Origin of the sequence: Pseudomonas sp. FSL W7-0098 (assembly GCF_005930585.1) — a bacterium.
In the GTDB taxonomy this organism is placed as follows: domain Bacteria; phylum Pseudomonadota; class Gammaproteobacteria; order Pseudomonadales; family Pseudomonadaceae; genus Aquipseudomonas; species Aquipseudomonas bubulae.
Genome location: NZ_RXHW01000008.1, coordinates 11434 through 24601 on the forward strand (window position 1 = coordinate 11434; position 13168 = coordinate 24601).

Annotated in this window: 14 protein-coding genes; 4 read left to right on the forward strand and 10 right to left on the reverse strand. The window is 57.7% G+C overall.

The window, feature by feature from the left end; genetic code table 11:
• Positions 1-41 precede the first annotated feature (41 nt).
• From fkpB to murJ, 5 genes are all read right to left on the reverse strand, one after another.
• Positions 42-479 carry an FKBP-type peptidyl-prolyl cis-trans isomerase gene (gene fkpB / locus FHL07_RS15685; RefSeq protein WP_086795845.1) on the reverse strand — a complete coding sequence of 146 codons (438 nt, stop codon included), beginning with the start codon at positions 477-479 and terminating at the stop codon, positions 42-44.
• The gene (lspA, locus tag FHL07_RS15690) at positions 472-990 is read right to left on the reverse strand and encodes a signal peptidase II (protein WP_094999345.1); all 519 of its coding nucleotides are present in this window, start codon (positions 988-990) and stop codon (positions 472-474) included. The genes fkpB and lspA overlap by 8 nt, the downstream gene beginning before the upstream one ends.
• Positions 983-3814 carry an isoleucine--tRNA ligase gene (gene ileS / locus FHL07_RS15695; RefSeq protein ID WP_138738676.1) on the reverse strand — a complete coding sequence of 944 codons (2832 nt, stop codon included), beginning with the start codon at positions 3812-3814 and terminating at the stop codon, positions 983-985. Before ileS ends, lspA begins: the two co-directional genes overlap by 8 nt.
• The gene (gene ribF, locus FHL07_RS15700; RefSeq protein ID WP_138738677.1) at positions 3811-4761 is read right to left on the reverse strand and encodes a bifunctional riboflavin kinase/FAD synthetase; all 951 of its coding nucleotides are present in this window, start codon (positions 4759-4761) and stop codon (positions 3811-3813) included. The genes ileS and ribF overlap by 4 nt, the downstream gene beginning before the upstream one ends.
• 118 nt (positions 4762-4879) lie before the next feature.
• The gene (gene murJ / locus FHL07_RS15705; protein ID WP_095018378.1) at positions 4880-6418 is read right to left on the reverse strand and encodes a murein biosynthesis integral membrane protein MurJ; all 1539 of its coding nucleotides are present in this window, start codon (positions 6416-6418) and stop codon (positions 4880-4882) included.
• A 250-nt stretch (positions 6419-6668) separates the two neighbouring features.
• On the opposite strand from murJ, the gene rpsT reads away from it, so the two are divergent.
• Positions 6669-6947 carry a 30S ribosomal protein S20 gene (rpsT, locus tag FHL07_RS15710; protein WP_003443902.1) on the forward strand — a complete coding sequence of 93 codons (279 nt, stop codon included), beginning with the start codon at positions 6669-6671 and terminating at the stop codon, positions 6945-6947.
• A 274-nt stretch (positions 6948-7221) separates the two neighbouring features.
• On the opposite strand, the gene FHL07_RS15715 is transcribed toward rpsT, so the two are convergent.
• The 5 genes from FHL07_RS15715 to rplU form a co-directional block, all read right to left on the reverse strand.
• Positions 7222-7683, reverse strand: coding sequence for a CreA family protein (locus FHL07_RS15715; RefSeq protein ID WP_094999349.1), 462 nt, complete (start codon positions 7681-7683; stop codon positions 7222-7224).
• 14 nt (positions 7684-7697) lie between these two features.
• Complete coding sequence (gene proB, locus FHL07_RS15720) at positions 7698-8816, reverse strand: glutamate 5-kinase (RefSeq protein WP_019824017.1); 1119 nt, start codon at positions 8814-8816, stop codon at positions 7698-7700.
• 123 nt (positions 8817-8939) lie between these two features.
• Complete coding sequence (cgtA, locus tag FHL07_RS15725; protein ID WP_094999350.1) at positions 8940-10166, reverse strand: Obg family GTPase CgtA; 1227 nt, start codon at positions 10164-10166, stop codon at positions 8940-8942.
• A 197-nt stretch (positions 10167-10363) separates the two neighbouring features.
• Entirely contained in the window at positions 10364-10639 is a 276-nt protein-coding gene (gene rpmA, locus FHL07_RS15730) for a 50S ribosomal protein L27 (protein WP_003443913.1), read from the reverse strand.
• Positions 10640-10673: 34 nt separating this feature from the next.
• Positions 10674-10988 carry a 50S ribosomal protein L21 gene (rplU, locus tag FHL07_RS15735; RefSeq protein ID WP_007901869.1) on the reverse strand — a complete coding sequence of 105 codons (315 nt, stop codon included), beginning with the start codon at positions 10986-10988 and terminating at the stop codon, positions 10674-10676.
• A 240-nt stretch (positions 10989-11228) separates the two neighbouring features.
• On the opposite strand from rplU, the gene FHL07_RS15740 reads away from it, so the two are divergent.
• The 3 genes from FHL07_RS15740 (at position 11229) to FHL07_RS15750 (ending at position 13124) form a co-directional block, all read left to right on the forward strand.
• Positions 11229-12197: a polyprenyl synthetase family protein gene (locus tag FHL07_RS15740; protein WP_095021257.1), complete on the forward strand. Its 969-nt coding sequence runs from the start codon at positions 11229-11231 to the stop codon at positions 12195-12197.
• Positions 12198-12319: 122 nt separating this feature from the next.
• Positions 12320-12661 carry a zinc ribbon domain-containing protein YjdM gene (locus FHL07_RS15745; protein ID WP_094999352.1) on the forward strand — a complete coding sequence of 114 codons (342 nt, stop codon included), beginning with the start codon at positions 12320-12322 and terminating at the stop codon, positions 12659-12661.
• A gap of 190 nt (positions 12662-12851) precedes the next feature.
• Entirely contained in the window at positions 12852-13124 is a 273-nt protein-coding gene (locus FHL07_RS15750) for a PA4570 family protein (protein ID WP_094999353.1), read from the forward strand.
• Positions 13125-13168: the final 44 nt, after the last annotated feature.

Consider the following 13168-nt stretch of genomic DNA (forward strand, 5'->3'; position numbering starts at 1 on the left):
AAAATAATGCCAATCAGGCCCGGCCGCAGCCGGGCACTGGATTACAGCGCTTGAACGTCTTTGATTTCCACGTCGAAGGTCAGGGTTTTACCTGCCAGCGGATGGTTGAAATCAATGGTGACTTGCTCGTCATCGAACTCTTTGACCACACCCGGAAGCTCGGTATTGGCCGCATCGTTGAAGATCACCAGCAAACCTTGCGACAACTCCATGTCCTTGAACTGCGAACGCGGAATGATCTGCACGTTTTGCGGGTTAGGCTGGCCAAAGGCGTTTTCCGGAAGAATCTCCAGTGTGCGCTTGTCACCCGCCTTGAAACCGAACAACGCCGCTTCAAACCCTGGCAGCAAGCTGCCATCACCCACCTTGAAAGTGGCCGGGGATTTGTCGAAGGTGCTGTCAACGGTGTCGCCATTTTCCAGACGCAAAGCAAAATGCAGAGTGACCTGCGTGTTCTGACCAATACGCTGCTCAGTCATGAGCGGGTTCCTCGGGCTTTTTACTTTTGAACATATCCAGTGCCAGCATCACGGCACCTACGCAAATCGCACTGTCGGCGAAGTTGAACGCAGGGAAGTACCAGCGATTTTGCCAATGCACCAGAATGAAATCGACCACATGACCGTAGACAATACGGTCATACAGGTTACCCAGTGCGCCGCCCAGAATCAGGGCAAGGGCAATGGCCAACCAGGTGTCATTGCGCCCCAGACGCTTGAGCCAGACCACCAGCACGGCACTGACCACGACCGCGATCAGGGCAAACAGCCAGCGCTGCCAGCCGGCACTGTCCGCCAGGAAGCTGAAGGCCGCACCGGTGTTGTAAGCCAGGGTCCAGCTGAACAGGTCGGGAATCACCACAATCTGCTGGTACATCTGCAGCGAATTGTCGAAGTAGACCTTGCTGGTCAGGTCAATGACCAGGACCAGCACAGTCAACCAGAGCCAGCCCAGGCGCCCGAAGCGCCCGGTAGTGCTGGTATTAGGCATAGTGACGTACCTCACCAGCGCCGCTGATATTGTCTACACAACGACCGCAGATTTCAGGGTGCTCGGGGTTAACGCCTACGTCTTCACGGCAGTGCCAGCAACGGGCGCACTTGGCATGGGCCGACTTGACCACCTTGAGTTTGAGGCCAGCCACTTCGGTAACCACGGCATCTGCTGGAGCCTGCGCAAAAGGCGCAACGCTGGCAGTGGAGGTGATCAACACGAAACGCAGCTCGTTGCTCAACTTGGACAAATCAGCAGCCAGCTGATCTTCGGCGAACAAGGTCACTTCTGCTTGCAAGTTACCGCCAATGGCCTTGGCTGCGCGCAAGTTTTCCATTTCCTTGTTGACCGCAACCTTGACCGCCATGGTTCGCTCCCAGTAGGCGCGATCCAGTTCGGTGCCTTCCGGCAGTTCAGTCAGGCCTTCGTACCAGGTGTTGAGCATCACCGATTCGTTGCGCTCGCCCGGCAGGTACTGCCACAACTCATCAGCGGTGAACGCCAGGATCGGAGCGATCCAGCGCACCAGCGCTTCAGAGATGTGGAACAGCGCGGTCTGGCACGAACGGCGAGCCTTGCTGTTGGCGCCGGTGGTGTACTGGCGGTCCTTGATGATGTCGAGATAGAAACCGCCCAGCTCCTGAACGCAGAAGTTGTGCACCTTGGAGTACACGTTCCAGAAACGGTATTCGCCGTAATGCAGCTCCAGCTCACGTTGCAGCAGCAACGCACGATCCACCGCCCAGCGGTCCAGTGCCAGCATTTCTTCGGCAGGCAGGATGTCGGTGGCTGGATTGAAACCGGTCAGGTTCGACAGCAGGAAGCGTGCGGTATTGCGGATACGTCGGTAGGCGTCCGCACTGCGCTGCAGGATCTGGTCGGAAACCGCGATTTCGCCCGAGTAGTCGGTCGAGGCAACCCACAGACGCATGATGTCGGCGCCCAGGGTGTCGTTGACCTTTTGCGGTGCAATCACGTTGCCCAGCGACTTGGACATCTTGCGGCCCGCTTCGTCCACGGTAAAACCGTGGGTCAGCAGCTCGCGGTACGGAGCGTGGTTGTCGATGGCGCAACCGGTCAGCAACGACGAGTGGAACCAGCCACGGTGCTGGTCGGAGCCTTCAAGGTAGAGGTCGGCACGCGGGCCGGTCTCGTGACCCATCGGGTGCGAACCGCGCAGAACATGCCAGTGCGTGGTGCCCGAATCGAACCATACATCCAGGGTATCGCTGATCTTGTCGTACAGCGGCGCTTCGTCGCCCAGCAGCTCGGCAGCATCCAGCTTGAACCACGCCTCGATGCCTTCGACTTCAACGCGCTTGGCCACTTCTTCCATCATTTCGACGGTGCGCGGGTGCAGCTCGCCGCTTTCCTTGTTCAGGAAAAACGGGATCGGCACGCCCCAGTTGCGTTGACGCGAGATGCACCAGTCCGGGCGGTTGGCGATCATCGAGTGCAGGCGCGCCTGACCCCAGGCCGGAACGAACTGGGTGTCTTCGATCGCTTGCAGCGCACGGGTGCGCAAGGTATCGCCATCAGTCGGCTGCTTGTCCATACCGATAAACCACTGGGCGGTGGCACGGTAGATCAGCGGCGTCTTGTGGCGCCAGCAGTGCATATAGCTGTGGCTGATGGTCTCGGTGAACATCAACGAACCGACTTCGATCAGCTTGTCGATGATGTTCTGGTTGGCCTTCCAGATGAACTGGCCACCGAAGAACTCCAGCGACGGCACGTAAACGCCATTGCTTTGCACCGGGTTGATGATGTCGTCGTTGACCATGCCATAGGCTTTGCAGGTCACGAAGTCGTCTACGCCGTAGGCTGGAGCCGAGTGAACCACACCAGTGCCAGCACCCAGCTCAACGTAGTCGGCCAGATAAACAGGCGACAGACGGTCATAGAACGGGTGACGGAAGTTGATCAGTTCAAGCGCTGAGCCAGTGGTGGTCGCGATGACCGAACCCTGCAGGTTGTAACGCGCCAGACTCGATTCGACCAGTTCTTCAGCCAGTACCAGCAACTTGTCGCCCACGTCGACCAGCGCGTAGGTGAATTCCGGGTGTACGTTAAGCGCCTGGTTGGCCGGAATGGTCCACGGGGTGGTGGTCCAGATCACGATCGAAGCAGGTTTGCTCAGTGCCGCCAGACCAAAGGCCTCTGCCAGCCTGGCTTCGTCGGCAACCGGGAAGGCAACGTCGATGGCCGCAGACTTCTTGTCCTGGTATTCAACTTCAGCTTCAGCCAGGGCCGAACCGCAATCGAAGCACCAGTTCACCGGCTTGAGGCCCTTGAACACAAAACCGCCCTTGACGATCTCAGCCAAAGCACGGATTTCACCGGCTTCGTTTTTGAAGTCCATGGTTTTGTACGGGTTGGCGAAATCACCCAGCACACCCAGACGGATGAACTCGGATTTCTGCCCCTCGATCTGCTCGGTGGCGTAGGCACGGCACAGCTCGCGGGTTTTATCCGCGCTCAGGTTTTTACCGTGGGTCACTTCGACCTTGTGTTCAATCGGCAAACCATGGCAATCCCAGCCCGGCACATACGGCGCGTCAAAACCCGACAGGGTCTTGGAGCGGATGATCATGTCTTTCAGAATCTTGTTCAGCGCATGACCGATATGGATAGTGCCGTTGGCGTACGGAGGACCGTCGTGAAGTACGAACTTCGGACGATCCTTGCCAATCTCGCGCAACTTCCCGTACAGGCCAATGCTGTCCCAGCGCTGCAAAATTTGCGGTTCGCGCTGTGGCAGGCCGGCCTTCATTGGGAAGGCGGTGTCCGGGAGGTTTAGCGTGGCTTTGTAGTCGGTCATTTCAGGCTCTTTTTAAGCGGTTGACCCAGCCAAAAGGCTCGGGCGGCGGCGACGTCCGCATTGATCGCCGTCTTGAGCGCCTCCAGGGAGGCGAAACGCTGCTCATCACGCAGCTTGTGGTGGAATGTCACGTTCAAACGCCGACCATACAGATCGCCGGCGAAATCCAACAGATGTACTTCAAGATGGGCGCTGCCATCCCCTGCTACGGTTGGCCGCACGCCGATATTGGCGACGCCGGGCCAGGTTTTACCGTCGATCTCGACGCTGGCCAGGTACACCCCGGTCAACGGCACACGACGACGCTTGAGCTGGATATTGGCGGTCGGCGTGCCCAACTGGCGCGCCAGTTTTTGCCCGTGCAATACCCGGCCAGCGATTTGAAAAGGGCGCCCCAGCAAACGCTCTGCCAGGGAGAAGTCGGCACTGGCCAGAGCATCACGCACCTTGGTGCTGCTGATGCGTACGCCATCAAGCTCAACCGTTTGCGCCGCCTCGACGGTGAAACCCTGCATCTGGCCAGCCTGCTGCAAAAAGTCAAAATCGCCGACGCGATCGCAGCCAAAACGGAAGTCGTCACCGACCTCCAGATGCTGCACGCCCAGGCCGTCGACCAGAATGGTATCGACGAATTCGGCGGCGCTGAGCTTGCACAGACGTTGATTGAACGCCAGGCACAGCACCCGGTCGACTCCGGCGTCTGCCAGCAGTTGCAGCTTGTCGCGCAACCGGGCCAGACGTGCAGGAGCCGTATCCGGGGCGAAGAATTCGCGCGGCTGCGGCTCGAAAATCACCACGCAGCTGGGCACGCCCAACTCCAGTGCACGCTCACGCAGCCGGCCCAGGATAGCCTGGTGACCACGGTGTACACCGTCAAAGTTGCCAATAGTGGCGACACAGCCCCGATGCTGGGGCCGCAGATTGTGAAGGCCTAGAACCAGCTGCATAACGCGCTTCTTGCTCATAAAGTGGTCGATTATAACCACACCCGGCCCAGTACGACAGGCAACAGCGCAAGGCAAATCGGGTCAATTCGACAAAATCGACGTCTGACCCGTCATTAGCTTACATAAGTGACTTGCGGGCGAAATCCTTCAAACGCAGCCCCAACAGCAGCAGCATACCGAAATACGCCAGCACGCCCGCGACAACCAAGCCGCCCAGACGAATAAAGCGCTCCAGCATATTGCCGTGATCCCAGGCCGGCATCAGGTGCATCAAGCCCAGCAATACCGCCGACATCACGGCTACGGCCAGCACCAGCTTGAACAGGTATTTGGTCCAGCCCGGCTGGGCGACAAACAGCTTTTGCCGGCGCAACTGCCAGAACAGCAGCCCGGCATTGATACAGGCGCCTACGCTGATGGCCAACGCCAGCCCCGCATGCTGCAACGGAACGATAAAGACCAGGTTGAGCAACTGCGTCACCACCAGGGTGAATACCGCTATTTTGACTGGCGTGCGAATGTTTTGCTGTGCATAAAAGCCTGGCGCCAACACCTTGATAATGATGATTCCGAGCAGGCCCAGCGAATAAGCGATCAATGCACGCTGGGTCATGGCCGCATCCAGCGCCGTGAACTGGCCGTACTGGAATAGCGAAACGGTAAGCGGCTCGGACAGGATGGCCAGCGCCAGGGAACATGGAAGCACCAGCACAAAACACAGGCGCAAGCCCCAGTCGAGAATACGCGAATACTCCTGACGGTCTTTGTTGGCGTAGGTCTTGGACAGGGTTGGCAGCAGGATGGTGCCCAGCGCCACCCCCAGCACTCCTGAAGGCAACTCCATTAGACGGTCCGCGTAGTACATCCATGACACCGATCCAGCCACAAGGAATGAGGCAAATATCGTATTGATGATCAGAGAGATCTGACTGACCGAGACCCCAAGGATGGCTGGCAGCATCTGTTTCATCACCCGCCACACGCCGGTATCGCGCAAATTGAGCCTTGGCAGCACCAGCATGCCGATCTTTTTCAGGTGTGGCAGTTGAAACAGCAACTGCGCCAGACCACCCACCAGCACGGCCCAACCCAGAGCCATCACCGGCGGATCGAAATACGGCGTCAGGAACAACGCAAACACAATCATGCTGACGTTAAGCAGGGTCGGCACAAAGGCCGGTACCGCAAAACGGTTCCAGGTATTGAGGATCGCCCCCGCCAGGGATGACAGCGAGATCAGCAGGATATAAGGGAAGGTGACCCGCAGCATGTCGCTGGTGAGCTCGAATTTTTCAGGGGTCGTGGCGAACCCCGGGGCCGTTGCCCAGATGACCCAGGGGGCCGCCACCATGCCCAGCACGGTGACAATGGCCAGCACCAGGGTCAAAAGCCCGGCGACATAAGCGACAAAAGTGCGGGTCGCCTCCTCGCCCTGCTGGCTTTTGTACTCGGCCAGAATCGGCACAAAGGCCTGGGAAAAAGCGCCCTCGGCGAAGATCCTGCGCAGCAGGTTTGGCAGTTTGAAGGCAATAAAGAATGCATCCGTGGCCATTCCGGCACCGAAGGCACGGGCAATAATGGTGTCGCGAATGAAGCCCAGAACCCTGGAAATCATGGTGATTGAGCTGACGGCAGCCAACGACTTGAGCAAATTCATTGAAAGAGTTTTTGCCTATAGAGAAAGAGCAGGCGAACAAAGCGCCCACTTATGCGATACTGCGCGCCGCAACAGCACAGAGCCAAGCTCGCGAGTTTACAGGTCAAGCGCCGGAAATAAATATCCCGTCTGCCTCGATCCACCACTCAGCGGATCGCATCAAACGCCCTTGACAAGAGTTCTCGTCATCGGCATGATTCGCGGCCTATTTTGTTTGTTATTTCCCAAAAGTCTTTCGAGGAGCTCGACGGTGGCCAACACACCTTCCGCCAAAAAACGTGCAAAACAGGCTGAGAAGCGTCGCAGCCACAACGCCAGCCTGCGTTCCATGGTTCGTACCTACATCAAGAATGTAGTTAAAGCCATCGACGCAAAAGACGCTGCTAAAGCGCAAGCTGCTTATGTTCTGGCTGTTCCTGTTATCGACCGTATGGCCGATAAAGGTATCATCCACAAGAACAAAGCTGCTCGCCATAAGAGCCGCCTGAATGGCCACGTCAAGGCGTTGAACCTTGCGACTGCTGCTTAAGCGATAAGCTTTTTAAAAAACCGACCTTAGGGTCGGTTTTTTATTGCCTGCGATTTAAGCGACACCCTTGTAGCAGCTGCCGAAGGAACGAGGCTGCGTTCGGTTGCGCAGCGACCGCAAATATTCAAACCCAAGCTTGTCTGACACACAGCAAAACCCGGTTTTACGACGGCTCCGCCGCCGAACGCAGCCTCGTTCCTTCGGCAGCTGCTACAGAGCCGGTAAAATCCGCACAATAAAAAGCCGCGACCAGCGCGGCTTTTCTTGAAGACCGTTACTCGTGTGGCCACGGCAAAATCGGAATTGCCGTCACCGCATTCTGCGGGCTACCTTCAATTAGACGGTCGCTGTACACCAGATACACCAGCGTATTACGCTTTTTATCCAGGAAACGCACCACCTGCATGGTCTTGAAGACCAGCGAAGTCCGCTCCTTGAACACCTCATCACCCTCTTTCAGGTCACCCTTGAAGCTGATCGGCCCGGTCTGACGGCAGGCAATCGACGCCTCGGCGCGGTCTTCAGCCAAACCCAGACCACCTTTCATGCCACCCGTCTTGGCACGAGAAAGGTAGCAAGTCACGCCATCTACCTTGGGATCATCGAATGCTTCTACGACGATACGATCATTAGGCCCGACAAATTTGAAGACCGTCGACACCGAGCCAATTTCTTCCGCCGAGGCCATTAGCGGCATCGCCAACATCAAACCCAATAAACCGCCAATCAAGCGCATACCACACCTCAAATTCAAACCAGAATCAGGTTATCGCGATGAACCAGCTCAGGTTCCGCCATATAACCCAACAAGCCGACAATCGCATCCGACGATTGCCCGATAATTTTTTGCGCCTCAGCAGCACTGTAGTTCGCCAGGCCACGAGCGATCTCCCGCCCGTCCGGCGCGACGCACACCACCATCTCGCCACGACGGAAACCGCCCTGAACCGCCTTGACCCCTACAGGCAACAGGCTTTTATTGCCCTTGGACAAGGCCGCCACAGCGCCTTCATCCAGCACCAGCGTGCCACGGGTCTGCAAGTGCCCGGCCAGCCACTGCTTGCGCGCAGCCAGCAGGCCACGCTCCGGGGACAGCAAGGTACCCAGTCGCTCGCCCGCCTTGAGACGATCCAGCACCCGCTCCAGACGCCCACCCACAATGATCGTGTGCGCACCGGAACGCGCCGCCAGGCGCGCCGCACGCAACTTGGTCTGCATGCCGCCACGCCCCAACGCACCACCGGTACCGCCTGCCACTGCATCCAGCGCCGGATCATCGGCACGCGCCTCGTAGATCATCTTGGCATCAGGATTGTTGCGCGGATCAGCATCAAACATGCCGTCGCGATCGGTCAGGATCACCAGCAGATCAGCCTCGACCAGATTAGCCACCAACGCGGCCAGCGTATCGTTGTCACCGAAGCGGATTTCGTCCGTGACCACCGTGTCATTTTCATTGATGACCGGGATCACGCCCAATTCCACCAGCGCACGCAGGGTGCTGCGGGCATTGAGGTAGCGTTTGCGATCAGACAGATCGTCATGGGTCAGCAGGATCTGCGCGGTATGCCGGGAATGCTCGGCAAAGCTCGACTCCCAGGCCTGCACCAACCCCATCTGACCAATAGCCGCAGCAGCTTGCAGCTCGTGCATGGCACTCGGTCGCACCGTCCAGCCCAAGCGGCTCATTCCGGCCGCAACCGCACCCGAAGACACCAGCACCAGCTCTACGCCAGCCTCGTGCAACGCCACCATCTGCTCAACCCAAACGCCCATCGCCGCGCGATCCAGGCCCTTGCCATCCGCTGTCAGCAACGCGCTGCCGATCTTCACGACCCAGCGCTGCGCACCCGTCACCTTGCTCCGCATCATCATCCAACCTATGCCTGAGAGCAGCGCGACCGAGCGCCACCCATGGAATTATTTTTGATTACCAAATCGTAGATGCTAAAACGCCGCTCATTGAGCGGCGCTGTAGTTTACTGCAACGAATCAGTCGCGGACGTAAATGATTTCCGGACCATCTTCATCATCAACATCTTCTTCGTCCCAGTCATCTTCACCGATGTCATGGACGCTCTTCACGCCGCTGCGACGCAGGGCACGCTTGTCATCCAGCGCCTGCAACTGCGCACGCGCTTCATCTTCGATACGCTGATCCAGCTCGGCCAACTCTTGCTTGTAGGCAGGGTCAGCAGCCAGACGATCAGCACGATCTTCCAGATAACGCATGATGTCGTGGCACAGCTTTTCGGTACCGATCTTGGCAATGGCCGAGATCACGTAAACCGGGCCAGTCCACTCAAGGCGATCAACCACTTCCTTGACGCGCGCTTCGTGCTCGTCTTGTGGCAGCGAATCGCACTTGTTCAGCACCAGCCAACGATCACGCTCAGCCAGCGACGGGCTGAACTTGGTCAGTTCGTTAACGATGACTTCCGCGGTATCAGCAGCGCTCTCGCTACCCTCAACCGGCGCCATGTCAACGAGGTGCAACAACAGACGGGTACGCGCCAGGTGCTTGAGGAAGCGGATCCCCAGGCCAGCACCATCGGAAGCCCCTTCGATCAGACCCGGAATATCGGCGATCACAAAGCTCTTCCAGCGATCCACGCTGACCACACCCAGGTTTGGCACCAGGGTGGTGAACGGATAATCCGCCACTTTTGGCTTGGCCGCAGACACCGAACGAATAAAGGTACTTTTACCGGCATTCGGCAAGCCCAACAGGCCAACGTCAGCCAACACCTTCAACTCCAGTTTCAGGTCACGCTGCTCACCCGGCTTACCCGGTGTGGTCTGGCGTGGCGCACGGTTGGTACTGGATTTGAATCGGGTATTACCCAGACCGTGCCAACCGCCATGCACCACCAGCAAACGCTGGCCGGCCTTGGTCAGGTCGCCAATGATTTCCTGGGTGCCAGCGTCGATCACGGTAGTGCCGACCGGAACACGCAGCTCCAGATCCTCACCCTTGCGACCGGTGCAATCCGTACTGCCGCCATTCGAGCCACGCTGGGCGTCAAAGTGACGGGTGTAACGGTAGTCAACCAGGGTGTTGAGGTTTTCGTCGGCGACCATGTAGATCGAGCCGCCATCACCGCCATCACCACCGTTTGGCCCACCGTTTTCGATGAACTTCTCACGACGGAAACTCATGCAACCGTTACCACCGTCGCCTGCTTTTACTTTGATCGATACTTCATCTACAAACTTCATAACAAAACGCGCCTCTCGTCATCAGGACGAGCCGATAAAAACCAAGACATAAGACTCTTGCAAAAATGAGCGCAGCGACCTCAATCAACGACCGTTAAATCCAGCGCCAGCAGCCCATACAAACAGTTTTGCAAGAGACTCACCCCACAAACGAAAAAGCCCCGTCGCAAGACAGGGCTCTTCCAGCTACCAAGCTATTACGCCGCGACGACTGCAGTCTTCGGAACGATGCTTACATAGCGACGACCGAAGGCGCCTTTAACCTGGAACTTGATCACGCCTTCCACTTTCGCGAACAGGGTGTGATCTTTGCCCATACCAACGCCGTAGCCAGCGTGGAATTGGGTGCCGCGCTGACGCACGATGATGTTGCCCGGAATGATAGCCTGGCCGCCATACATCTTCACGCCAAGGCGTTTGGCTTCTGAGTCGCGACCGTTACGGGTACTACCACCAGCTTTTTTGTGTGCCATGAGTCAATTCTCCTAGTGAGGAATTAGGCTGAAATTAAGCCTGAATACCGGTGATTTTGATCTCGGTGTACCACTGGCGGTGGCCCATACGCTTCATGTGGTGCTTACGACGACGGAACTTGATGATGCGGACTTTATCGTGACGACCTTGGGAGATCACTTCAGCCACAACAGTGGCGCCAGGTACAACTGGAGCGCCGATGTTCACGTCATCGCCATTGGCGACCAACAGAACGCGATCAAAAGTTACGGATTCGCCGGTAGCGATTTCCAGTTTTTCGATCTTCAGGTATTCACCTGGAGCTACTTTGTATTGCTTGCCACCAGTAACGATTACTGCGTACGACATGGTATTTCTCCGATAATCCTGCTCACCCAGCGCTTTATAGGTAAAGGTATTGGCTGGCATGGCTGCATGGGGCTGGAACGGCCCAGATGCAATTGCGTAAGGCAGGTGCTGCCCAGGAAGTTCAGGGTGCGCGATTGTACGCAAGGCAAGTCAGGCTTGCAAGGGGCCGTCCATCCGCCTTGACAGGCCCAGCCCCCCGACCTAGCATGCCGCGCAACCCTTCTGGAGCACCTGTCGCTGATGCAACCCCAAGCTTTCTACCGCGCGGTGGCGGACGATTTTAGCGCCGTCGATGGCATCATCAAGAAGCAGCTGACTTCACGCGTACCGCTGGTCTCAAAAATCGGCGACTACATTACTTCGGCCGGCGGCAAGCGCCTGCGTCCTTTATTAGTGTTGCTGTGTGGCAAGGCCCTGGGTCGCGAAGGCGACGACTTGCGCCTGCTGGCCGCCACCATTGAGTTCCTGCACACCGCCACCCTGCTGCACGACGACGTGGTCGACATGTCGGGCATGCGCCGTGGCCGCAAGACTGCCAATGCTACCTGGGGCAATGCCCCCAGCGTACTGGTCGGCGACTTTTTGTACTCGCGCTCCTTCGAGATGATGGTTGAGCTGGGCTCGATGCCAGTGATGAAAATCCTGTCGCAAGCCACCCGCATCATCGCCGAAGGCGAAGTATTGCAGCTGTCCAAAGTGCGCGACGCCAGCACCACTGAAGAAACCTACATGGAAGTCATCCGCGGCAAGACCGCGATGCTGTTCGAGGCTTCGACCCACAGCGCTGCAGCGCTGGCCGGTGCCACGCCGGAACAGAGCGAAGCGCTGCGCACCTTTGGCGATCACCTGGGCGTGGCATTCCAGCTGGTGGACGACCTGCTCGACTACCGTGGCGATGCCGAAACCCTGGGCAAGAACGTCGGTGACGATCTGGCCGAAGGCAAACCGACCCTGCCGCTGATCTACACCATGCGTGAAGGTACGCCTGAACAGGCAGCCCTGGTGCGCAAAGCGATCCAGAAAGGCGGTATCGAGGACCTGGAGAGCATTCGCGAAGCCGTTGAGGCCTCTGGTTCCCTGGACTACACCGCCCGGCTGGCTCGCGACTTCGTGGCCCGCGCCATTGTGTGCCTCGAAGCCTTGCCGCCAAGCGAATACCGCGATGCGCTGGTTGAGCTGAGCGAGTTTGCTGTAGCACGCACGCACTGACTGCCTGTGGGAGCGGGCAAGCCCGCTCCCACAGGGTCAATCTGCCCCGCCATTACCCGCCTCGCACTAAAACCCTATACAATACGTGCCTTTTAGCCATCCTGACTCTTAAGGAGCTTTGAGTGAGCACGTTGCCACCCTGCCCAAAATGCAATTCCGAATACACCTACGAAGACGGCGCCCAGCTGATCTGCCCGGAATGCGCCCACGAGTGGTCTGCCAGTGGCGACGCTGAAACAGCCGATGACGTGAAAGTCTACAAAGACTCCGCAGGCACCGTACTGACCGACGGTGACACCATCACCGTGATCAAGGACCTGAAAATCAAGGGTACTTCCCTGGTGGTTAAAGTGGGCACCAAGGTCAAGAATATCCGCCTGTGCGACGGCGACCACGATATCGACTGCAAGATCGATGGCATTGGCCCGATGAAACTCAAATCCGAGTTCGTACGCAAGGTCTGATTCTGCTGCATGCCTTCCTGTGCCCTGCGCAGGAAGGTGCTACACCCTCCCCCGCCCAGCAACATCAAAAAGCCAGCAACCTTGATCCCCAGCAGTTCTAACGCAGAAAGATCAGAAATCCGCCAATAGGCACTTGCTATTAATTGAATAAGAATTATTCTCATTGGTATTCATCAAGGAGATGACGACCATGACTTATTTAATTGATGCCTGGCTGGACCGTCCACACCCTTATCTGCGAATCCTGCATCGGGAAACCGGGGAAGTCTGTGCGGTACTGGAAGAAGAAGCACTAAGCGAGCTACAGGATCAGGGCGACCTGGATTTCAACGGCCTCAATTCCAGCGAGCCGGTGGTGCTCAAGGAGTTGGTGCGCAATCTGTTTCTGTTCTGCTATGCCCGGGCATTGCGCCCTTGCGGCACGACTGACACTCACCCGCACCACGCCAAGATACAGATATGACGGCACCGGTGTAGCTGCGGGTTTGCCAGCAAACCCGCAGCCAA

Coding starts and splice junctions, on each gene's coding strand:
- fkpB (WP_086795845.1), bottom strand. CDS start 479: ATGACTGAGCAGCGTATTGGTCAGAACACGCAGGTCACTCTGCATTTT.
- lspA (WP_094999345.1), bottom strand. CDS start 990: ATGCCTAATACCAGCACTACCGGGCGCTTCGGGCGCCTGGGCTGGCTC.
- ileS (WP_138738676.1), bottom strand. CDS start 3,814: ATGACCGACTACAAAGCCACGCTAAACCTCCCGGACACCGCCTTCCCA.
- ribF (WP_138738677.1), bottom strand. CDS start 4,761: ATGCAGCTGGTTCTAGGCCTTCACAATCTGCGGCCCCAGCATCGGGGC.
- murJ (WP_095018378.1), bottom strand. CDS start 6,418: ATGAATTTGCTCAAGTCGTTGGCTGCCGTCAGCTCAATCACCATGATT.
- FHL07_RS15715 (WP_094999349.1), bottom strand. CDS start 7,683: ATGCGCTTGATTGGCGGTTTATTGGGTTTGATGTTGGCGATGCCGCTA.
- proB (WP_019824017.1), bottom strand. CDS start 8,816: ATGCGGAGCAAGGTGACGGGTGCGCAGCGCTGGGTCGTGAAGATCGGC.
- cgtA (WP_094999350.1), bottom strand. CDS start 10,166: ATGAAGTTTGTAGATGAAGTATCGATCAAAGTAAAAGCAGGCGACGGT.
- rpmA (WP_003443913.1), bottom strand. CDS start 10,639: ATGGCACACAAAAAAGCTGGTGGTAGTACCCGTAACGGTCGCGACTCA.
- rplU (WP_007901869.1), bottom strand. CDS start 10,988: ATGTCGTACGCAGTAATCGTTACTGGTGGCAAGCAATACAAAGTAGCT.
- FHL07_RS15740 (WP_095021257.1), top strand. CDS start 11,229: ATGCAACCCCAAGCTTTCTACCGCGCGGTGGCGGACGATTTTAGCGCC.
- FHL07_RS15750 (WP_094999353.1), top strand. CDS start 12,852: ATGACTTATTTAATTGATGCCTGGCTGGACCGTCCACACCCTTATCTG.